Origin of the sequence: Serratia proteamaculans (assembly GCF_013337185.1) — a bacterium.
Taxonomy (GTDB): Bacteria; Pseudomonadota; Gammaproteobacteria; order Enterobacterales; family Enterobacteriaceae; genus Serratia; species Serratia proteamaculans_D.
Map to the genome: position 1 here is coordinate 288,518 of NZ_SWDE01000006.1, position 20,922 is coordinate 309,439.

22 protein-coding genes are annotated in these 20,922 nt (G+C 56.5%); 10 read left to right on the forward strand and 12 right to left on the reverse strand.

Annotation, left to right across the window (positions count from 1 at the left end; all coding sequences use genetic code 11):
- The first annotated feature begins 23 nt into the window (after positions 1-23).
- Positions 24-713 (forward strand): esterase, encoded by a 690-nt coding sequence (ypfH, locus tag FCL49_RS21100; RefSeq protein ID WP_174355007.1) that lies wholly within the window; start codon positions 24-26, stop codon positions 711-713.
- 28 nt (positions 714-741) lie between these two features.
- Here ypfH and FCL49_RS21105 read toward each other — a convergent pair whose 3' ends face one another.
- Genes FCL49_RS21105 through FCL49_RS21120 form a run of 4 tightly spaced genes read right to left on the reverse strand, consistent with a single transcriptional unit; the run spans position 742 to position 3,090 of the window.
- Positions 742-927 carry a YpfN family protein gene (locus FCL49_RS21105; protein WP_135317516.1) on the reverse strand — a complete coding sequence of 62 codons (186 nt, stop codon included), beginning with the start codon at positions 925-927 and terminating at the stop codon, positions 742-744.
- A 2-nt stretch (positions 928-929) separates the two neighbouring features.
- Complete coding sequence (locus FCL49_RS21110; protein ID WP_174355008.1) at positions 930-1,604, reverse strand: M15 family metallopeptidase; 675 nt, start codon at positions 1,602-1,604, stop codon at positions 930-932.
- Positions 1,601-2,728 (reverse strand): succinyl-diaminopimelate desuccinylase, encoded by a 1,128-nt coding sequence (gene dapE / locus FCL49_RS21115; RefSeq protein WP_174355009.1) that lies wholly within the window; start codon positions 2,726-2,728, stop codon positions 1,601-1,603. Before dapE ends, FCL49_RS21110 begins: the two co-directional genes overlap by 4 nt.
- Positions 2,725-3,090, reverse strand: a complete 366-nt coding sequence (locus FCL49_RS21120) for an ArsC family reductase (protein ID WP_174355010.1) — start codon at positions 3,088-3,090, stop codon at positions 2,725-2,727. Before FCL49_RS21120 ends, dapE begins: the two co-directional genes overlap by 4 nt.
- A gap of 229 nt (positions 3,091-3,319) precedes the next feature.
- Here FCL49_RS21120 and FCL49_RS21125 point away from each other — a divergent pair, with 229 nt between their 5' ends.
- Positions 3,320-3,745: a GNAT family N-acetyltransferase gene (locus FCL49_RS21125; RefSeq protein WP_135317513.1), complete on the forward strand. Its 426-nt coding sequence runs from the start codon at positions 3,320-3,322 to the stop codon at positions 3,743-3,745.
- 37 nt (positions 3,746-3,782) lie between these two features.
- On the opposite strand, the gene FCL49_RS21130 is transcribed toward FCL49_RS21125, so the two are convergent.
- The 5 genes from FCL49_RS21130 to FCL49_RS21150 all read right to left on the reverse strand — a co-directional run bounded on the left by FCL49_RS21130 (position 3,783) and on the right by FCL49_RS21150 (position 8,561).
- Positions 3,783-4,112, reverse strand: coding sequence for an isochorismate lyase (locus tag FCL49_RS21130; RefSeq protein ID WP_174355011.1), 330 nt, complete (start codon positions 4,110-4,112; stop codon positions 3,783-3,785).
- Positions 4,113-4,135: 23 nt separating this feature from the next.
- Positions 4,136-4,567: a GNAT family N-acetyltransferase gene (locus tag FCL49_RS21135; RefSeq protein ID WP_174355012.1), complete on the reverse strand. Its 432-nt coding sequence runs from the start codon at positions 4,565-4,567 to the stop codon at positions 4,136-4,138.
- A gap of 11 nt (positions 4,568-4,578) precedes the next feature.
- Positions 4,579-5,058, reverse strand: a complete 480-nt coding sequence (locus tag FCL49_RS21140; RefSeq protein ID WP_135317509.1) for a tetratricopeptide repeat protein — start codon at positions 5,056-5,058, stop codon at positions 4,579-4,581.
- 252 nt (positions 5,059-5,310) lie between these two features.
- Complete coding sequence (locus FCL49_RS21145) at positions 5,311-7,482, reverse strand: TonB-dependent siderophore receptor (protein WP_174355013.1); 2,172 nt, start codon at positions 7,480-7,482, stop codon at positions 5,311-5,313.
- 8 nt (positions 7,483-7,490) lie between these two features.
- On the reverse strand, positions 7,491-8,561 hold the full coding sequence (locus tag FCL49_RS21150) for a YncE family protein (protein ID WP_174355014.1): 1,071 nt from the start codon (positions 8,559-8,561) through the stop codon (positions 7,491-7,493).
- Between the two features lie 339 nt (positions 8,562-8,900).
- On the opposite strand from FCL49_RS21150, the gene ypfM reads away from it, so the two are divergent.
- A complete protein-coding gene (gene ypfM / locus FCL49_RS21155; protein WP_112349006.1) occupies positions 8,901-8,960 on the forward strand; it encodes a protein YpfM in 60 nt (19 codons plus the stop codon).
- Between the two features lie 120 nt (positions 8,961-9,080).
- Here the strand turns inward: ypfM and acrD are convergent, their stop codons facing one another.
- The gene (gene acrD, locus FCL49_RS21160) at positions 9,081-12,218 is read right to left on the reverse strand and encodes a multidrug efflux RND transporter permease AcrD (protein WP_174355015.1); all 3,138 of its coding nucleotides are present in this window, start codon (positions 12,216-12,218) and stop codon (positions 9,081-9,083) included.
- A gap of 281 nt (positions 12,219-12,499) precedes the next feature.
- Here acrD and FCL49_RS21165 point away from each other — a divergent pair, with 281 nt between their 5' ends.
- Positions 12,500-12,778: a winged helix-turn-helix domain-containing protein gene (locus tag FCL49_RS21165; protein ID WP_115184066.1), complete on the forward strand. Its 279-nt coding sequence runs from the start codon at positions 12,500-12,502 to the stop codon at positions 12,776-12,778.
- A gap of 26 nt (positions 12,779-12,804) precedes the next feature.
- On the opposite strand, the gene FCL49_RS21170 is transcribed toward FCL49_RS21165, so the two are convergent.
- Together FCL49_RS21170 and narQ are read right to left on the reverse strand one after the other, a co-directional pair.
- Complete coding sequence (locus tag FCL49_RS21170) at positions 12,805-13,437, reverse strand: response regulator (protein WP_174355016.1); 633 nt, start codon at positions 13,435-13,437, stop codon at positions 12,805-12,807.
- A gap of 162 nt (positions 13,438-13,599) precedes the next feature.
- Entirely contained in the window at positions 13,600-15,282 is a 1,683-nt protein-coding gene (gene narQ, locus FCL49_RS21175; RefSeq protein ID WP_174355017.1) for a nitrate/nitrite two-component system sensor histidine kinase NarQ, read from the reverse strand.
- Between the two features lie 413 nt (positions 15,283-15,695).
- On the opposite strand from narQ, the gene napF reads away from it, so the two are divergent.
- The 6 genes from napF (at position 15,696) to nudK (ending at position 20,773) form a co-directional block, all read left to right on the forward strand.
- The gene (gene napF, locus FCL49_RS21180; RefSeq protein ID WP_174355018.1) at positions 15,696-16,193 is read left to right on the forward strand and encodes a ferredoxin-type protein NapF; all 498 of its coding nucleotides are present in this window, start codon (positions 15,696-15,698) and stop codon (positions 16,191-16,193) included.
- Complete coding sequence (gene napD, locus FCL49_RS21185) at positions 16,183-16,449, forward strand: chaperone NapD (protein WP_174355019.1); 267 nt, start codon at positions 16,183-16,185, stop codon at positions 16,447-16,449. The genes napF and napD overlap by 11 nt, the downstream gene beginning before the upstream one ends.
- Positions 16,446-18,932 (forward strand): nitrate reductase catalytic subunit NapA, encoded by a 2,487-nt coding sequence (gene napA, locus FCL49_RS21190; protein WP_174355020.1) that lies wholly within the window; start codon positions 16,446-16,448, stop codon positions 18,930-18,932. Before napD ends, napA begins: the two co-directional genes overlap by 4 nt.
- Before the next feature lie 55 nt (positions 18,933-18,987).
- Positions 18,988-19,437, forward strand: coding sequence for a nitrate reductase cytochrome c-type subunit (gene napB / locus FCL49_RS21195; RefSeq protein ID WP_174355021.1), 450 nt, complete (start codon positions 18,988-18,990; stop codon positions 19,435-19,437).
- Positions 19,438-19,448: 11 nt separating this feature from the next.
- On the forward strand, positions 19,449-20,066 hold the full coding sequence (gene napC, locus FCL49_RS21200) for a cytochrome c-type protein NapC (protein WP_174355022.1): 618 nt from the start codon (positions 19,449-19,451) through the stop codon (positions 20,064-20,066).
- Between the two features lie 131 nt (positions 20,067-20,197).
- On the forward strand, positions 20,198-20,773 hold the full coding sequence (nudK, locus tag FCL49_RS21205) for a GDP-mannose pyrophosphatase NudK (protein WP_174355023.1): 576 nt from the start codon (positions 20,198-20,200) through the stop codon (positions 20,771-20,773).
- Positions 20,774-20,922 lie beyond the last annotated feature (149 nt).

Here is a 20,922-nt window from a genome sequence, read left to right on the forward strand (position 1 = left end):
TTGATCAACACGAGGAGTCACCGATGAAACATGAGCATTTTGTTGTACAGAGCCCGGCAACCCCGGCTGCGCAGCTGATCCTGCTGTTTCACGGTGTTGGCGATACCCCGGTGGCGATGGGCGAGATTGGCAGCTATTTCGCCAAAGACTTTCCGCAGGCGCAGGTAGTCAGCATTGGTGGCCCTTTTGCCTTCGGTAACGGTGGCGGTCGCCAGTGGTTTTCGGTGCAGGGTGTGACCGAAGAAAACCGTGCCGGGCGCATTGCTGAAGTGATGCCGAAGTTTATCGAAACCGTGCGTTACTGGCAGCAACAAAGCGGCGTGAATGATGCCGGTACCGCGCTGGTCGGTTTTTCACAGGGCTCAATCATGGCGCTGGAAGCCCTGAAGGTAGAACCCAGGCTGGCCGGCCGCATCGTGGCTTTCAGCGGGCGTTTTGCCGGGTTGCCTGATAAAGCGTTCGGTGACAGCGTGGTACATTTGATCCACGGCGAACAGGATGCGGTGATTGCGGTGCAACATGCCAGGGCGGCGGCAGAGCGGCTGCAGGCTATCGGCGTCGATTTCACGCTGGATGTGGAAGACGATGTGGGGCATGCCATCAATCAGGGCATGATGAATGATGCCCTCGAACGGCTGCATTACTACGTCCCGCAACGCTACTGGGACGAAGCGATGTTTGGCAAGCGCGGCGATTTGGTCGCCTTTAAATAAACTTCAGGGCGCTTAATGCGCCCTGAAATCATTTTTTCTTCGGCCAGTCGTCGTCGGCGTCCCACTCGGCGTTGTTATCGCGGTGCGGTGGCAGCTCCGGCTTATCGGCCAGATAGCGTTTGACGTCAACGCGGCGCAGCTCTTTGATCCCACTGATGATCATCCCGACCAGAATCAGCAGGATAATCCACCAATAATCTGCTAACCATTCCATATTTACTCCTTCCCTTCAGGGCGTATAAAACGCGAAAATAGCGATGGCAAATGCTCTTCAAGCCATTGGGCACCGGCGACGTCCTTATTTTTCCAGGCTGCCAGCAGTAGCTCCGGCGTCAGCAGCTGCTCGGCTTCAAGCGCCAGCGGACGGTAGCTCAGATGCCAGGGTTCTACCGCCACGCCGTCACCCTCTTCGGTAAACGGACGGTAAAAACCAAATTCGGCCATATGTTCGGTCATCCACTGATTGAGTGGATAAAAATAGCCGCCTTGCTCGTATTCCCAGGGCTCCAGTTGCAGCTTTTGCCCGGCAGGCAACAGCGAAGGATCGTAGACATCCAGATCACTGCCCCAGTGATGGCGACTGGCGCCCGGCAAGGCCGACCAGCGCAGGATCGCTTCGCAAAGTTCGCCGGTGGACAGCAGCGCGACGTCGATTGGCTGACTGTCCTTATCTAATACTGGGCGCTGGCCGCAGAATTTGCCATTCCAGATCGCCTGTTGCCGGCCAAAATCACGAAATGTGCTGGCGGGTTGCAGATCAAACCCGGCCTCCAGTGCCGCCTGCTGCATGGCGAGGAACGCAGCCACCGCGGCGGGCTGCAGCCGGTGATTACCGCTCAGCGGTGCCAGATGCTCGGTTGAGCACCCGGTCAACATTTCTGGCGTGATCATGCGACCAATTGCTCCATGATGCGTTGGTACATGCGGCTCAGCAGTTGCAAATCTGCCGCGTGTACGCATTCGTTGACCTTATGGATAGTCGCGTTGACGGGCCCCAGTTCAACCACCTGCGCCCCCATCTGGGCGATAAAGCGGCCGTCTGAGGTGCCCCCGGTGGTCAGCAACTGCGGCGTTAGTTCGGAGTAGTGTTCAACGGCGTTAACCACCGCATCTACCAGCGCGCCGCGCGGGGTCAGGAAGGGTTGGCCCGACAGGCGCCATTCGATGCTGTAGTTCAACTGATGGCGCTCAAGCAGTTCTTCTACGCGCTGTTTGATCGTCGCGTCGGTCGATTCGGTACTAAAACGGAAGTTGAACTGCACGAACATCTCGCCCGGGATCACGTTGTTGCTGCCGGTACCGGCCTGCACGTTGGCAATCTGCATGCTGGTCGGCGGGAAGAATTCGTTGCCGTGGTCCCACTCGATCGCCACCAGCTCATTGAGGGCCGGCATGGCGCGGTGCACCGGGTTATCCGCCAGATGTGGGTAGGCAACGTGGCCCTGAATGCCGTGAATATGCAGGTTGGCGGTGATCGAGCCGCGACGCCCATTCTTCACCACGTCGCCGACGCGTTCGGTACTGGACGGTTCGCCGACCAGGCAATAATCCAGGCGCTCATTGCGCGCCATCAGCGCTTCCACCACTTTCACCGTGCCATGGGTCGCGCTGGCTTCTTCATCGGAGGTGATCAGGAATGCCAAACGGCCCTGATGATGCGGGTTGGCCGCGACGAAACGTTCGGCTGCCACGACCATTGCCGCCAGCGAGCCTTTCATGTCTGCCGCGCCACGGCCATACAGCATGCCGTCGCGGATGGTCGGCTCAAAAGGCGGGTTGTCCCAGCGTTTTTCGTCGCCGGTTGGCACTACGTCGGTGTGGCCGGCAAACGCCAGGGTTTGGCCTTCGCCACGCCAGGCCCAGAAATTCAGGGTATCGCCAAAAGGCATCGGTTCAACGGTAAAACCAATGGCTTCCAGACGTTCGATCATCAGTGCCTGACAGCCTTCATCGTGCGGGCTGAGCGACGGGCGTTTGATCAACTGTTGAGCCAGTTCGATAACCGGGCAAATCATGCTGTCACCTCGGAAATAAATTGCTGGTAACCTTCGGCACTGAAGCCGAGCAGGGCGTGTCCGTTGCCGTCGTCCAGCAGTGGGCGTTTGATGATTGCCGGCTGCGCCAGCATCAGCGCGATGGCGGCATCGGCATTGTCGCAGGCGGTGCGCTGCGCTTCATCCAGCTTGCGCCAGGTGGTTCCGCGGGTATTGAGCAGCGGTTCCCACCCGAGACGTTCGACAAAGCCGCGCAGTTGCTGTTCGTCCAGCCCGTCGGCGCGGTAGTCATGAAATTGATAAGCCACACCCTGTTCTTCCAGCCAGCGGCGCGCTTTTTTGATGGTGTCACAATTTTTGATGCCGTACATGGTCAACGTCATGGAGTAAGAACCTTCTCTGCAACCTGACACCGGCGCGTGGGGCCGGTGGTAAACCGCCGGTGGCGGTGAAATGAAAGCCAGCGACCAGCATGCCGAAAAATGGCGGGGAGTTCCACCGTACAATGGTCTGAAAGGCAGGGGAAAGCTGAAAAAATCCCGCTCGCGTTTATTGCGGTGCTTTTTTGCTAATCTTAATGTGCTACTCAGTTACCCCACATAGAAGAAGACCATGGAAAATTACCGCATTGAAATCACCGAAAGCGCCATTGACGAAATAGAGGAGCTGATCGCCGAAGGGTTGAATCAATATAACGATGAAGTCACCGGCACCAACGATCGCCGCCCGTTGGCGGTGGTGGTGAGAGACCCGAACAGCGGCGAGGTGTTGGGCGGGATTAGCGGGCGTTCATCGCTGGGCATGCTGTTTGTCGATCTGTTTCATCTGCCAAAATCGTTGCGCGGCTCAGGGTTGGGCAGTGAGTTGCTGCGCCGTTTTGAGCTGGAAGGGCGACGCAGGGGCTGCGTTTCCGCCGTGCTGTACACCATCAGCTTTCAGGCGCCGAAGTTTTATGAGTTGAACGGCTGGACGCGTTTTGGCGAGGTGCCCTGTCTGCCGGCAGGCACCAGCCGAGTCTTTATGATGAAAACGCTGTAGATGACTGGCCGGAAATTATTCTCTGGCCTGAGGTAATTTATACTTCAGGCTTTTTCCCCTGATCCTGGGACCAATGTTTCATTTCTTCGCTGATAAAATAATTGACCAGATCGCGATACATTTTTTCTATCACCTCCGGGCTTAAACCTTGCTCATCGGCCCAGGCTCGTCTTTGCAGCAGCATGGCCTCAAAGCGTTCTTTGGCGCGTACCGCATCGGGGCTGGTCTTGAATTTGGCCGCCGCCTTTACGTAGGCGAAGCGCTGGGCGATCAGCTTAATGATGTTTTCGTCCATCATGTCTATTTCAGCGCGAATATCATTCATGTTCGCACAGTCCTGCGGAGACAGCCGATTTTCAATGAGCAATGGGAGGTTCCTTTAAGGTTTTTTCAGCGGACATAGCCGTTTTGCTGCAGGCGCGCCAATGCCGCGTTGTCGGCATAGACCATGCCGGTGGTCAGCTCACGGAAGTGGTATTTTTTGTAGAATTCCAGCTTGTCGGGTACCGAGTAGATAAACACTTTGCCGAGCGGGGCCAGATCCTGCATCACCCGATCCATCAATTGACGTCCCAATCCCCGGCCCTGAAAATCTGGATGCAGGGCTACGTCGGCCAGATAGGCAACCGAAGTCATGTCGCTGATGGCGTGCGCGGTGGCGATCAGCCGACCCTCCAGGTAGCCCCAGTAGCAAAATTGGCTGTGTTGATAAACGCGCTGCAAGACCTGCGGATCGCGCTGGCCCAATCCGGCGGCTTCCAGTAGCCCGGCCAACTGCAGCCAGTCGACGCCGTAGCGGTTTGGGTCGGTCACTATTTCCATATCAGCCTCGCTTAGCCAATCCGATCCAGATCGGCGGCGTATTGACGGATCGCACGCTGGTAGCTGCTGATGTCGCTATGCGAGGAGGTTTCCGCCAGCAGTAACAGCAAATCCGCGACCGCCTGTTTGGTTTCGCCCAGGTTGTACAGCGTCATGGCGCGGAACAGCGTGAGCTCTTTGGCCTGCGGGAACTCGCTCAACCCGTCGTCGAAGGCGGCCAGCGATTGTTGGTACAGGCCTAACGCCCGGTAGGTACTGCCCAGGCCAAGCCAGGCTTCCTGCCGCTGCGTTGCCGGCAAAGTGCGCGCGAGCGCTGCGAGGTAGCAAGGAATGGCCTGCTGCTCAAACCCCTGAACGTCATACAGGCAAGCCAATTGGTAGTGCAGCCCGGCGGCTTCCGGTTGTTGCAGTAACTGTTGTTGCGCCAGTTCGGTCGCTTCCTGATAGCGGCCCAGCTCTTTCAATTGTTCGATGGTCAGCGTAGGGGACATCACATGGCCTTGGGTGAGTAGGGTTTTTGTACCTTTTGCACGCTACTACGGAAGAATTCATCGCACAAGGGGTAAGGCATTACAGAGGGAAGGTTGGCCCCGTGGTTCGGGGCCGTTTTACTGTCAAAGTTGTCTTTTAGCCCGAGATACCCGGGCCTAGCGCACCGAGGGGCACTCCGGCGGACAAGTCGCTACGACCCCTTCGGCACGCTCTCCCTAATAACTGGCTTTTCAACGGGTTACTGTGGGCGATCAGAACTCGTGTTTGAGCGTCAGCATGAAGTTGCGCGGTTCGCCATAGTTACGGGTACTGTAGAAATTAACCTGCGAGTAGTATTTCTGGTCGAAAACGTTGTTCAGGTTAAGTTGCACCGAGGTCTGCGGCGTCAGCCTGTAACGTGCCATCGCGTCGACCAGCACGTAAGATCCTTGTTCGGCTTTACGATTGACCATTTCACCGTTATCGGCCCCGCTAACGTTGGCGTAAACCTTACTCTGCCAGCGTGCGCCGCCGCCCAGCGTCAGGTCGCGCAAGGCCCCCTTCAGTTGGTAGGTGGTGAACAGGTTGATGCGCGTTCGCGGCTGCTCGGTATTGAGATCGACCTTATCCTTGTCCTTCAGTGAGAAGTGCGTAATACCAAACTGCGCGTTCCAGCCCTGCGCCAGTTCGCCGCTCAGTTCGAACTCGATGCCCTTGCTGGTGGCCCCCTGGCTCTCATGATAGGTCTGCTGCAGCCAGTCCAGATTGGCGGTGTCTTCGTCCAGCACACCCAGTTTGTCCTGTGTGATGCGGAATGCCGACAGCGACAGATTGAGCCGGTCATTGAGCAATGCGGCTTTAATGCCCACTTCCTTATTCACCCCTTCAATCGGTGCCAGGTAGTGACCGCTGCTGTCGAGCAGGTTCTGATCCTTGAAGATGTCGGTGTAACTGGCATAGGCAGAGACCTGATCGGTTAACTTGTAGACCGTACCGACGAATGGCGTGACCTTGTTTGCGGTGGTGGTAGTGGTGTTCTTAAAGCTGTTGAAGCGGGCGCCGAGCACCAGATCCAGCCGGTCGGTTAGCGAAAAGTCAGCGCTGCTGTAGAAGCCGATTTGCCGCGTGCGGTAATCCATCTGTGGCATTTTGTCCGACCACTCGGGTTCGCCCAGACCACCGTTCCAGTCCAGTAAGCTGCCGCTAAACAATTGTGAGGCGCTGGCGCTACGATAAGTGCTGTAACTGTGCTGCCAGGCGGAAGAGCTGCCCACCACAAATTTGTGGTTGCGGCCCAGCAGGCTGAAATCACCGTTCAGTTTCAGGTCTACGGCATGCTGATCGCGGTAACCCTCATAACGCCCGGCATAAGGGCTTGAAGGTTTCACCGCCCAGGTATCGGGATCGATCAGTCCGCCCAGGCTCATCGCCATTTTGGCATCGAAAGCCTGACGGCTATGAGTGTAGTTGGCCACGCCTTTCCAGTCGTTGTCGAACTGGTGCTCCAGCGTCGCGAACTGGGTGCTGAGTGTGGTATCCCAGCTCGACCAGTCAGAGGCGCCGCTGTAGTGGCGATCCCAATTGATTTCGCTGCCGTCGCTGAACCAGCCGGTCGGCAGGGCACCGCCCCAGGTGGAGGCTTTAGGCCGGTTCTGCTGATAATCCGCCCCCAGCCGCAGCAGGGTATCGCGGGTCAGATCGGCTTCCAGCGTGCCAAAGATAGTGCCTTTGCGTTCCTGATGCCTGTCCATAAACGAGTGGCTGCGCTCGCCGGCTGCCGCGATGCGCACCCTGACGGTACCTTCGTCATTGAGCGGTGTGCCGACATCGACCGTGGTGCGGTAATGATCCCAGGAACCGGCGGAGAGTTCGACGCGGGCAAAAGGCGAAAGGCTGGAGGCTTTCTTCCTCACCAGATTGATTGCCGCTCCCGGATTACCGACCCCGTTCAGCAAACCGGCGGCACCCCTGACGATTTCAACATGATCGAGCGTGATCGAGTCAATTTCTGACTCACCGCCGGAGTAGCCGGAATCAAAGAAGGTGGGAACACCGTCGTATTGATAATTATCGACGCTAAAACCGCGGTAATTGAACGAGGAGCGTTCGCTATCATAGTTGCTCTCACTGACGCCGGTGGACCAGCGCAAAATATCTTTCAGCGAGTAAGCGTTGATATCGTCAATCTGCTGACGAGTGATGACCGAAACCGACTGCGGCGTATTTTTGATGCTCAGCGGCAAGCCGGTCGCGGTGCTCATTTGGCTGGTGGTGTAAGAACCGGTGTTTTCGGTGCTGCCGTCATCGCTCAGTGGCGAAGCGACCACCTCCAGCGTTTCTTCTTTCTGTGGGCGGGGAGCCTGCTCGGTGCCCGCAGCCTGCGCTACCATGACCGGCAGGCAAAGCAGTACCCCACCGGAAAGGCGAGTCATAAAATTGGCCATTGCCTGCCTCACAGTCCGCCAAGGTTAATCTTGAGCAGATAATCCTGCTTTTTCTCCATCTCTTCCTTGGACTGCTTGATGCTGGCAAAGAGGGTATTGCCGTCCGCAGAAAGGGCCAGGCTGTTGGGCAGTGCGGTGGTGGTGATGCTGTTTTTGACCTGATAGCTGTTGCTGTCCACGATGCTGATGCGTTTGGCCTCGCGGTGCGTGATGTAGATTTCACTGCGGACCGGGTTGAACAGCACCGCCAGTGAGTTGATCACCTCTATCTGGTGCAGGATTTTTCCGCTGTTGATATCGACAACCAGCACCTTCGGCAGGTCAGGATCGGTGATGAAGGCACGGCCGGTTTTGCTGTCCAGGCTGATGTTCAGGAAGAAGTGTTTCTTGGCGGGGTCCACCACCAGGCGCTTGAGGATTTTGTGGCTGACGGCGTCCAGGGTAATCAGTTCACCGCCGCCGTTAACGCAGTAGATATGACCACGTTCGGTGTCCAGGGCAAGACCGGTGGGGTATTCGCCGACGTTGCTGATGGTGGCAATCTTTTCCCGTTTGGCGGTGTCGATCACCCACAGCACGCCTTGCTTCGCAGTGCCAGAGACATACAAACGCTGATTTTTCTTATCGAGCACCATTTCACGCGTCGGGGTGAATTGGTCCTCTTTCATGCTTTCGCTGAGTTGGATGGTGGCGAGTTCTTTACCGCTCTGGGTATCAATCAGGGTTACGGAACCGTCGACGGTATTACCGATGTACAGGACATGGCGCTCTTCATCCAGCGCGGTGGCAAAGGCGCGGCGTTGGGTAACGATTTTCCCCTCTGTGGCCAGCGTGGCTGGATTGATGCGGTAAACAATGCCGCTGTTGTTGCCTTTGGCGAATGAAGGGGTAGAGGCGGCAAACAGGGTGCTGTTTTGGCCATCAAATGCCAGTTCATACAGGCCGTATCCCACCGGTTGGGTTTGGAAATGGCTTTCTGGCTGCTCAGCAGCCAGCGTTGAGCAAGACAGCAGCAGCATGGCGGAGGTCAGGGCGCTGAGAGAAAAACCTTTGCCTGGGGTGAACAGGGGCAACTTCATATACATTCCTTTACATCAATTTACGATTTGAGAATCGTAATGATATTGATAATTAATATCAATATCATTTTGTAATCATATGAAGTTATTGATGTCGACCTTGGTTGAGCGGCTGGTTGCCTGTGCGTTGGCCTACAGCGGTTGGGTTAGATCTTTTCTGCCCCTGATTTGATGAGTTAATAACGGAAGGGAATAGCCGGCATTATAGATTGATCAGATAAATACGAAAATGTGCACTATCCCCGGTTTTCGCGGGTGGCATCGTTCCCGAAACTCTTCACTTGCTCAAAAAACAGGCGTAGAATTCGCTTCGTCTATTAATTGAGGTTGTAAATTATTATGGTTGATCGTGAGTTGGGAAACTGGAAAGACTTCATCGAAGAGATGTTAGGTAACTGACACTGCGCTGAGGTTGATAACAAGGTTGGTTTATTTGTCCGTGATTAAAGCACCCTAGGAACGAGACGCTCGTTCGAGATAAAGCAGCATCGGTTTCCCGACGCTGCTTTTTTTTACCTGTTATTCCGCGCCGTCTTGCGCTTTGGCGGTGGCTGCCGTCTTACCCGGGAAGCGGCGGCGTACCAGCACAAAGAACAGCGGTACGAAGAAAATCGCCAGCAGGGTGGCGGAAATCATACCGCCCATTACCCCGGTACCCACCGCATGCTGGCTGCCTGAGCCGGCCCCACTGCTGATGGTCATCGGCAGTACGCCGAAGATAAAGGCCAGCGAGGTCATCAAAATCGGCCGCAGACGCATGCGCGAGGCTTCCAGGGTGGCCGACATCAAATCCTGACCTTTATGGTTTAGCTCGTTGGCGAATTCGACGATCAAAATGGCGTTTTTCGCCGACAGCCCGATGATGGTCAGCATCCCGACCTGGAAGTAAACGTCATTCTCCAGCCCGCGTAGCCAGGTGGCGGCAACGGCACCAATCAGGCCCAGTGGCACTACCAGCATCACCGAGAATGGAATCGACCAGCTCTCATACAGCGCCGCCAGACACAGGAACACCACCAACAGCGAAATGGCATAAAGCGCCGGTGCCTGCGAGCCGGACAGGCGCTCCTGGTAGGACATGGCGGTCCATTCCAGACCGAAACCGGTCGGTAACTGGCTGACAATTTTTTCCATTTCGGCCATGGCAGTACCGCTGCTGACGCCTTCTGCCGCTTCGCCAACAATCTCCAGCGCCGAGCTGCCGTTATAGCGTTCCAGACGTGGAGAGCCATATTCCCAATGGGAGGTGGCAAAGGCGGTGAACGGCACCATGCCGCCCGCGCTGTTGCGCACGAACCATTTATCAATGTCGCCAGGCAGCATGCGGAACGGTGCGGCGGCCTGCACATAGACTTTTTTCACCCGACCGCGGTCGACGAAGTCGTTAACGTAGGTTGAGCCCCAGGCAGTTGATAACGTGTTGTTGATGTCATCGATTGAAACACCCAGCGCCTGCGCCTTGCGTTGGTCAATATCAATCTGCAACTGCGGGCTGTCATCCAGGCCATTGTGGCGCACGCGGGACAGCAGCGGGTTAGCGGCGGCCAGTTGCAGCAGTTGATCGCGTGCCGCCATCAGTTTGTCGTGGCCCAGACCGGCGTGATCTTCAAGTTCCATATCGAAGCCGGAAGAGTTGCCCAGACCGGTAATCGCCGGTGGACTGCTGGCAATCACCCGCGCCTCGATAATCTGGTTAAACTCTTTGGTGGCGCGATCGATGATATCGAATGAGCTGTTGGCACCGGAGGTTCGCAAATCCCAGTCTTTCAAGCGAATAAACATGCGTGCCACGTTCTGCCCGTTGCCGCCGGGGCCGGCACCAATGGTGGAGAACACGGACAACACGTCCTGTTTTTCTTTGGTCAGGAAATAGTGTTCAACTTTCTCGACCACTTTGGTGGTCTGCTGCAGGGTCGACCCTGGCGGCAGCTGTACCTGCACGGTGAATACCCCACGGTCTTCCTGCGGCAGGAACGAGGTCGGCAACTTGATAAACAGTAGCGCCATACCGCCAAGCAACAGCAGGTAAATCACCATATAACGAACGCTGGAGTGCAGCACCCGTGCCACACCGCGCTCGTAGCGGTCGGCGTTGCGGTTGAACATGCGGTTGAACCAGCCGAAGAAGCCACGTTTGCCGTGATGGTGGCCTTTGGCAATCGGTTTGAGCAGGGTGGCGCATAGGGCAGGGGTCAGGATCATCGCCACCAACACCGACAGCACCATGGCAGAAACGATGGTGATCGAGAACTGGCGGTAAATGGCACCGGTGGTACCGCCGAAGAACGCCATCGGGATAAACACCGCCGACAACACCATGGCGATGCCGACCAGCGCACTCTGGATCTGCCCCATGGATTTGCGTGTGGCGTCTCTGGGCGACAGGCCTTCTTCGCTCATCACGCGTTCGACGTTTTCCACCACCACGATGGCGTCATCCACCAATAGCCCGATGGCCAGCACCATGGCAAACATGGTCAGGGTGTTGATACTGAATCCGCAGGCCGAAAGAATGGCGAAGGTGCCCATCAACACTACCGGCACGGCGATGGTCGGGATCAGCGTGGCGCGGAAGTTCTGCAAGAACAGGTACATCACCAGGAATACCAGCAAAATGGCTTCCAGCAGGGTTTTTACCACGTCCTTGATCGAGGCTTTAACGAACGGGGTGGTTTCATAGGCGACCTTTGCCTCCAGCCCATGCGGGAAATACTGCGACAACTGGGCGATTTTGTCTTTCACCAACTGGTCGGTTTGCAGTTCGTTGGCACCGGAGGCCAGCTTGATGTTCATGCCGGCGGCTTGCATGCCGTTATAGCGGCTGAGATAGTCATAGTTCTCGCCGCCCAGCTCAATGGTGGAAACATCGCCCAGCGTCACCAGTGAACCGTCCTGGTTGACCCGCAAGGTGATTTGTTTGAACTGTTCCGGCGTTTGCAACTGAGACTGTGCGTTAATGGTGGCGTTAAGCGCCTGTTTATCGACGGAGGGCGTGCCGCCGAGCTGGCCGACCGCGACCTGGGCGTTCTGCGATTGGATCGCGCTGACGACGTCCTGGGTGGTGAGTTGGTAGCTATTGAGTTTGTTGGGATCGAGCCAGATGCGCATGGCGTATTGCGAGCCATAAACGTCCATGCTGCCCACACCGTTGATGCGGCTGAGCGGATCCTGCAGGTTGGAGACGATGTAATCGGCAATGTCCTGCTTGTCCATGCTGCCGTCGGTGGAGACAAAGGCCACCATCATCAGCGTGGTATCACCGGATTTCGATACCGTTACGCCCTGAGTCTGCACCGCCTGCGGTAGCCGCTTAATCGCCGCCTGCAGTTGGTTTTGTACCTGCTGCATCGCCTCGTTAGGGTCGGTACCGGCCTCAAAGGTCAGCGTTACCGTGGCCCGCCCGGTATTGGTGCTCTGCGACGACATATACATCATGTTGTCCAGGCCCGTCATGTTCTGTTCGATAATCTGGGTGACGGTGTTTTCCAGCGTTTGTGCCGAAGCGCCGGGGTAGGTGGCGCTAATGCGAACGTTCGGCGGGGCCAGGTTCGGGTATTGTTCCACCGGTAAGGAAGAAATCGCCAAAGCGCCGGTCAGGCAAAGAATAATTGCCAGAACCCAGGCGAAAATCGGGCGATCAATAAAAAAATTGGCCATGCAGCGCGAACCTCGTTATGACTTGTTCTATCTTTAAGACGCATCGGAATTGCGTTTATCAGCGGCTGGGAAGGATTCCGGCGCTTATGCACTTTACTCGGGTAGGGGGAGTAAAGCGTGGAGAAAAAAAGGAGATAATGTAAATAACGGTAGAAGAACCCCCTAATTACGCCGTCATTGCCATTAACACCGCGATTAAGACAATTTAATGACAATCAAGGACCTGGCCATTCGGGTTTCTCAAAAAATAATCAGGACTCACTTTAATGCAGGAGCAAGGTATGGAAATTAACCCGGTATTCGCCCGCCGTCTCTATCTGTGCTGGCTGATCAGCCACAGCGAACGGCCAAACGTCCCGCGTCTGATGGAGCTGACCGGCTGGCCGCGCCGTACCCTGCAAGACGTGTTGAAAGCCTTGCCTGGCCTGGGGGTGGAATTGCAGTTTATTCAGCAGGGCGTACGCAATAACGACGGTTTCTATCAGTTGGAAAACTGGGGGCCGATCAACAAGGGCTGGGTTCACCAGCATCATCAGGCGCTGCTCGCCGCCATCGAATAAAGCCTCCCCGGCACGCCGGGGAAGGATTATTGACTCTTGTGCTCCAGATACATCACCGTTGCCGCCACGCGTGAACGGACATCCAGTTTGCGCAGCATATTGCGGATGTGCACTTTCACTGTCTCTTCAGAAATGTGCAGCTGGGCCGCTACCTGCTTATTGGACAGGCCACGCGCCACTTCCTGCAGCACGTCCAGCTCGCGTTCGGTCAGCTCGGCAAAGGGGTCGTGTTGTTCACTACGGGATGACAGATAGTCCGCTACCGCGTCGCTGATCACGTTCTGTCCTTCTGCCGCCGCGCGAATGTGCTCCAGCAATTGTTCCGGTTCACTGTCTTTCAGCAGGTAGCCGTCGGCGCCGGCGTCGATCAACGCGTACACGTCGTTGCGTGAATCCGATACCGTCAGTACGATAATACGGGCGTCCACGCCTTCATTGCGCAGCGCTTTCAGCGTGTCCAGACCGGACAACCCTTTCATATTCAGATCGAGCAGGATCACGTCCGGCGTGTGCTGCAGTGCGAGCGAAATGGCTTCGTTGCCACTGCTGGCTTCGGCCAGCACGCTAAACAGCGGATCCAGCCCCAGCAATTGTTTGATGCCGCGGCGCATCAGCGGGTGGTCGTCGACGATCATCACTCGGTAATTCTTCATCACCATGAAATATGCTCCCTGTAGCGAGTAAAGCCACTCAAACGCGCCGTGCTGCACGCTTCACAGTGGGACAGACTCTTATAAAATAGTGGCAATTGGTGCCTCAAACATCCTGAAATAGACCGTTAGACTCAGCTAAACCGTAACGAAGGGTGAACAGTCCTGATTTTATGGCGGGAAAGTCAGGCGGACTTCCGTGCCGTCCGGCTCACCCCGCTGGATGCGCAGCGTTCCTCCCAGTCGCGCAGCTCGCTCGCTCATGATGGTCAAACCATAGTGACCTTCAGGTTCATTCAGGCTGGCGATGCCGCAACCGTCGTCAGCGATGCTGATGCTGTTATCACCCTCGGCCGTCATTTCGCAGCGAATCACGATTTCCTGTGCTTCGGCGTGTTTGATGGCGTTAAGCACCGCTTCGCGCACAATCTGTAGCGCATGCACCTGCTGCTGGGCATTGAGCGCCTGGGAGGAAAGCCGACAGTGTAACTGAATCCGCGCACCGGTAAGAACCTTTAATGGCGCCAGCAACTGGTGCAGCGCGGTGTTCAAATCGGCCTCCTGAATGTTCAGGCGGAAGGTGGTCAGCAGCTCACGCAGTTGGCGATAGGCATCGGCCAGCGCCTGGTCAAAATCGCTAATAATCTCTTGTGCTTCAGGGGGACTGTCCGCCAGCGTACGCTTGAGCAGGGTTAGCTGAATACGCAAAAACGACAGTGCCTGAGCCAGAGAATCATGCAACTCGCGGGCGATGGTGGCGCGTTCTTCCATCAGCAAAAATTGCATATGCTGTTTTTGCGCGCGGTTAAAATAGATCCCCCGGCTCAGCATATTGGCCACGCTCTGCATCAGGTGCGGGTGGGGTGGCTGTTCCTTTTGCTGCCAGCTCAGTTCACCCAGGGGTTTGTCGCCCTGGACGATGGCCAGCGATTGCCACGCCAGCGTTGCCGAAGGGGTGCCGCTGTGTAATTGCCATTCGCTGAGGCTGTCTGCCACCTTTAGCCGCATACAGTGCAAATCTTCGCTTTGGCGCACAATATGCAGGATTTTTTCGAATGCCTGCTGGTCTATCTGCCGCACGCTCAGCGCTTGCGAGCAGGTATACAGCACTTCCAGCGTTTTGTTTGCCTGCTGCAGACGCTGGGTTTTCTCCCGCACTTTCTGCTCCAGCGATTGATATAATTTGGCCAAGTCGCCCGACATGGCGGTAAAGGCCTGTGACAAAACGCCCAGCTCATTCGGCAGGGCGATATCCAGTGGCGGATGGTTAAAGTCCCGCTGCTGCACGCGCTGGCTGGCATCCACCAGGTGCTTGAGCGGGGCAACCACCTGACGGCGCATAAAACGGATGCAAAACAGCACCAGGCCGATGATGGCAATAAAGCCCAGCACGCTGATGGCCGCCACAATAGTCAATTTCAGTTCTGAATAGCGCTGTAGCGCCAACACAAAATGGTCAATCTGGTTAACATAGCCGGCGATATTGGCCTGATAGTCGGCCGACTGGCCAGCCCGGATCTGCTGTGCCAGCGGTTGCCAGGCATGCTGCAGAGACAGATACTTTTCTCGCACCTCCGCAGGCACGTAAAAACGATCCAGCTTCTGCAACGCCGGGGCCTGCAGGGATTGCTGATACTGCAACAGATGCTGTTCCAGCTCCGGAGCCGGGCGAGTGAGATCGTAGGCCAGCCGGTAGCTCTGCATGCGCAACGAACCGGCAATGTTGACCGCTTCGGCGTCGCGCAGGCTGTCAGCCACGGTGGTCAGCGCCAGCCCGGTAGAGAGCACGGACAAAATCACAATGCAAAACAGCGCCTTGGCCAGGCTGCTGGTCACTGAACGTTTAACAAGCAATCATGCATCCTTTTCTCACGGGCGATGGGCATCGCCGGGTTTCATTCGAAAGCAAAATTATAACTTTTGCAACTAAAATGCGTAGCGTTTTGCATTAAATTGGCTGCCACCTTCATAAAAGGTCGACGCTGTATAATCAATTAGATAGCGACTGGAAGGGGATTTTGCGGCTAACGACTCGAATAGATTGATCTGGCGCAAGCTACCCCCGCATTTACCCATTTAGGGTAATTATATACCCCCCGTACTCCTCTTATCTTACCCCCGTGTTTATCAAGGTTTATTCCTGCCGTCTTTCACGTCATGACGGCAACGGGAAATTACTTGGCAACGAATCAATAAAAATACAAAAACAGGCTCTATTTATTACTTATTACGCGCGGTGGCGCGTTTGCAATGTCGAGGATAACAGCATGACCGTATTGTCACGGCGTAACCTGCTCGGTGGACAATGGCGTCAGCCAGTCGCAGCGATCCGCCCCCCGTGGTCGTTGCAAGGATCCCTTTTTATTACCGGTTGCACTCGCTGCCAGGCCTGCGTTCGCGCCTGCGAAACCGGGGTGCTGATTAGCGGCGGCGGTGGTTTTCCCGAAATTGATTTTCAACGAGCAGAATGCACTTTCTGCGGGCGCTGCGTGCAGGCCTGCGAAGAGCCTCTATTTCGCCCGTTGGCAGAAACCCCCTGGCAACAACATGCGGTATTCGGTACCGGCTGCCTGGCGCAGCGGGGCGTGGAATGCCGCAGTTGCCAGGATAGCTGCGAGACCCAGGCGATCCGCTTTCGGCCCCGTTTGGGGGAAATGGCTCAACCGCTGCTGGATGCTACGGCCTGCACGGGCTGTGGCGCCTGTGTCGCCGGTTGCCCGGCCGGTGCCGTCACCCTAACCCAGAGCGAAAATAATGATGAATAACGAATGGCACGTCAGCGGGCTGGTGGTACAGGCGCGGCCGGAAAAAATTCCACGGCTGGTTGCCGATTTGCTGGCGATAGCGGACACGGAAATTCCGGCCCAGGACCAGCCGAACGGCAAGCTGGTGGTGGTGATGCAGGCAGCTTGTTCCGATCAGCTGCTGGAGAAAATTGAGTCGGTACGCAATTTGGATGGCGTGCTGGCGGTATCGCTGGTTTATCACCAGCAGGACACTCAAGGTGAGGTAACGCCATGAAACTCAGTCGTCGAGACTTCATGAAAGCAAACGCCGCGGTCGCCGCTGCGGCAGCCGCCGGGCTGACTATTCCCACGGTGGCGCAGGCGGTGGCAGGCAGCGCCGACTCTATCAAATGGGACAAAGCGCCCTGTCGTTTCTGTGGCACAGGCTGTGGCGTGCTGGTCGGTACCCAGAACGGCCGCATTGTTGCCTCACAAGGCGATCCGGAAGCGGCGGTCAACCGTGGGTTGAGCTGCATCAAAGGCTATTTCCTGCCAAAGATCATGTACGGTAAAGATCGTCTGACTCAGCCACTGCTGCGCATGAAAGACGGCCAGTACCACAAGGAAGGCGAGTTCACGCCGGTCAGTTGGCAGCAGGCTTTCGACATCATGGCCGAAAAGTTCAAGCAGGCCCTGAAAGAGAAAGGCCCGGAGGCCGTTGGCATGTTCGGCTCCGGCCAGTGGACGGTGTGGGAAGGCTATGCCGCCGCCAAATTGCTCAAAGCCGGTCTGCGCTCCAATAACCTGGATCCGAACGCCCGCCACTGTATGGCGTCAGCGGTTGTGGGCTTTATGCGCACCTTCGGTATGGACGAACCCATGGGCTGCTATGACGATATCGAGCAGGCCGATGCCTTCGTGCTGTGGGGCTCCAACATGGCAGAGATGCACCCGATCCTGTGGTCGCGCATCACCGACCGTCGCCTGAGCAATGAGAAGGTTAACGTATCGGTACTGTCGACATTTGAACACCGCAGCTTCGAACTGGCGGACAACGGCATGGTGTTCACGCCGCAGACCGACCTGGCGATCATGAACTACATCGCCAATTACATCATTCAAAACAACGCGGTCGATCAGGACTTCCTTAATCGGCACGTCAACTTCCGCCGTGGTGCGACGGATATCGGTTACGGCCTGCGCCCAACCGACCCACTGGAAAAAGCGGCGAAAAACCCGGGCAGCGACGCTTCGGATCCGATGAGCTTCGAGGAATACAAAACCTTCGTAGCGGACTACACGCTGGAAAAAACGGCCAAAATGAGCGGCGTGCCGGAAGACCAATTGGAAGCGTTGGCAAAACTGTATGCCGATCCGAACATCAAGGTGGTGTCGTACTGGACCATGGGCTTTAACCAGCACACGCGCGGCGTGTGGGCCAATAACCTGTGCTACAACCTGCATCTGCTGACCGGCAAAATCTCCAAACCGGGCTGTGGGCCGTTCTCGCTGACCGGCCAGCCTTCCGCCTGCGGCACCGCGCGTGAGGTTGGCACTTTTGCCCACCGTCTGCCGGCCGACATGGTGGTCACCAACGAAAAGCACCGTCAGACCGCCGAGCAGAAGTGGCAACTGCCGGCCGGCACCATCCCGGCAAAAGTCGGGCTGCATGCGGTAGCGCAGGATCGTGCGCTGAAGGATGGCACGCTGAACGCTTACTGGGTGATGTGTAACAACAACATGCAGGCTGGGCCGAATATCAATGAAGACCGGATGCCGGGCTGGCGCGATGCGCGCAACTTTGTGGTGGTGTCGGATCCTTACCCGACCGTCAGCGCCCTGGCCGCCGACCTGATCCTGCCGACCGCCATGTGGGTGGAGAAAGAGGGAGCCTACGGTAATGCGGAGCGCCGCACTCAGTTCTGGCGTCAGCAGGTGAAAGCGCCGGGTGAGGCCAAATCCGATCTGTGGCAACTGGTGGAGTTCTCCAAGCGCTTTAAGGTAGAAGAGGTGTGGCCGGCCGAACTGCTGGCGCAGAAACCGGAGTATCGCGGCAAAACGTTGTACGACGTGCTGTTTGCCAACGGTGAGGTCAATAAATACCCGCTGACGGAGATCCCGGCGGATCAGCTTAACGATGAGGCTCGTGACTTCGGCTTCTATCTGCAAAAAGGGCTGTTTGAAGAATATGCCGGTTTTGGTCGCGGTCATGGCCACGATCTGGCGCCGTTCGATAGCTACCATCAGGCTCGCGGTCTGCGCTGGCCGGTGGTGGAGGGCAAAGAGACGCTGTGGCGCTACCGCGAAGGGACTGACCCCTACGTTAAAGCCGGGGAAGAAGTGCGTTTCTACGGCAAGCCGGACGGCAAGGCGGTGATCTTCGCGCTGCCATTCGAACCGGCGGCGGAAAGCCCGGATAAAGAATATGACCTTTGGTTATCCACCGGTCGGGTGCTGGAACATTGGCATACCGGTTCGATGACCCGCCGGGTACCCGAGCTGCACCGTGCCTTCCCGCAGGCGGTGGTGTTTATCCACCCGCTGGACGCCAAAAGCCGCAACCTGCGCCGTGGTGAGAAGGTCAGGGTGCTGTCGCGCCGTGGCGAATTGATCAGCACGGTCGAAACCCGCGGCCGTAACCGCCCGCCAAGGGGACTGGTGTATATGCCGTTCTTTGATGCGGCGCAGCTGGTCAATAACCTGACGCTGGACGCCACCGATCCGCTTTCCAAAGAAGTCGACTTCAAGAAATGCGCGGTGAAGGTGGAAAAGGTGTGAGGCTGACGAATTGTGCGATGAACACCTTATTTAATGACCCGGGAGCCAAATAAAAATGAAAAGCCCTGTTGTGAAAAAGACGCTTGCCCTGTGGGTGACCTTGTTGTCGCTGGCCTTTGCCGGCCTGGCGTTTGCTGCCAGCGATGTCGATCTCAGTAAGTCTCCGGAAGTGTCCGCGACTGCCAGCGGGCCGATCTCGATGCCAAAGCAGCAGGAACGGATGGCGCTGAACTACGTCAATCAGCCGCCGATGATCCCGCATAGCGTGGATGGCTATCAGATCAGCAAGAACACCAACCGCTGCCTGCAGTGCCACGGCGTGGAACATTACCGCACCACCGGTGCGCCGCGTATCAGCCCGACGCATTTTATGGACAGGGACGGCAAGATGCTGAGCGAAGTCGCGCCGCGTCGCTATTTCTGTCTGCAGTGCCACGTACCGCAAACCGACGCGGCACCGATTGTCGGCAATGATTTCCAGCCCATGCCGGGCTTTGGGCATTAAGCGGGGGAGCTATGAGCAAAGACAAACACACCACCACTGAAAAAAAGCCCGGCCGCCTGTTGCGGGTCTGGCGCTGGTGGCGCAGGCCAAGCCGCCTGGCGCTGGGAACGCTGCTGTTGCTCGGCTTTGGCGCCGGCATCATCTTCTGGGGCGGTTTTAATACCGGCATGGAGGCAGCCAATACCGAACAGTTCTGTATCGGCTGTCATGAAATGCGCGAAAACGTCTATGAGGAATACATGGGCACGGTGCATTACAACAACCGCAGTGGCGTGCGCGCCACCTGTCCGGATTGCCACGTGCCGCATGAGTGGGGGCCGAAAATGCTGCGTAAGATTAAGGCCAGCAAGGAGTTGTACGCCAAGGCGTTCGGGTTGATCGATACGCCACAGAAATTTGACCAGCATCGGTTAGCGATGGCGAGCAATGAATGGGCACGAATGAAGGCCAATGACTCGCAAGAGTGCCGCAACTGCCATAATTTTGAATATATGGACTTTAGCGCGCAGAAAACCGTGGCGGCGAAGATGCACGACAAGGCAATAACCGAAGGCAAAACCTGCATCGATTGCCACAAGGGGATCGCCCATAAGCTGCCGGATATGCGCGACGTACCCAACGGCTTCTAAATACTATTGATGGTAAAAACCCCGTGGTTCTGTATGAGCTACGGGGTTTTTTGTTGCAAATCGGTTGTCACTTCGGCGCTTAATCGCGGTATCATTTTTGCGTTTCAGCTAACGGAAAAGAAGAAGGGTTCATGTCAGCGAAAATTGAGAATGTGAAAAAAGAGCTGTTGTCGGATAACTGGTATGTACTGCACAAATATACTTTTGATCTCAAGCGCAAGGATGGCGGTTCCGTTCAGCAGATGCGTGAAGTCTACGATCGCGGTAACGGGGCGACCATTTTGCTGTATAACCGCGCCAAGGGCACGGTGGTGCTGACCAATCAATTCCGCATGCCGACCTATGTTAACGGTAATGAGAGCGGCATGCTGCTGGAGGCCTGTGCGGGCCTGCTGGATGCGGATTCACCGGAACAATGTGCGCGACGTGAAGCGGTGGAAGAAACCGGTTTTCAGGTTGGTGAGGTGAAGAAGGTTTTCGAAGCCTATATGTCGCCGGGCGGCGTGACCGAAATTATTTATTTCTTTATTGCCGAATACCATGACGACGAACGTCATGCGGCCGGTGGCGGTATCGAAGACGAAGATATTGAAGTGGTGGAACTGCCCTTTACCGAGGCGGTGGCGATGATCGCCGACGGGCGGATTAAAGACGGCAAGACCATTATGCTGCTGCAGTACCTGCAAATTCACCGCATTATGGAATAAAAAAACCCGGCATCGCTGCATGCCGGGCTGATGAGAGCAATATATTCAGTCACCCTCTCCAGGGGGAGAGGGCCGGGGTGAGGGGCTTTAGCCTCTGTTCTGCCTGTTTCCCCTCACCCTAAACCCTCTCCCAAAGGAGAGGGAACTAT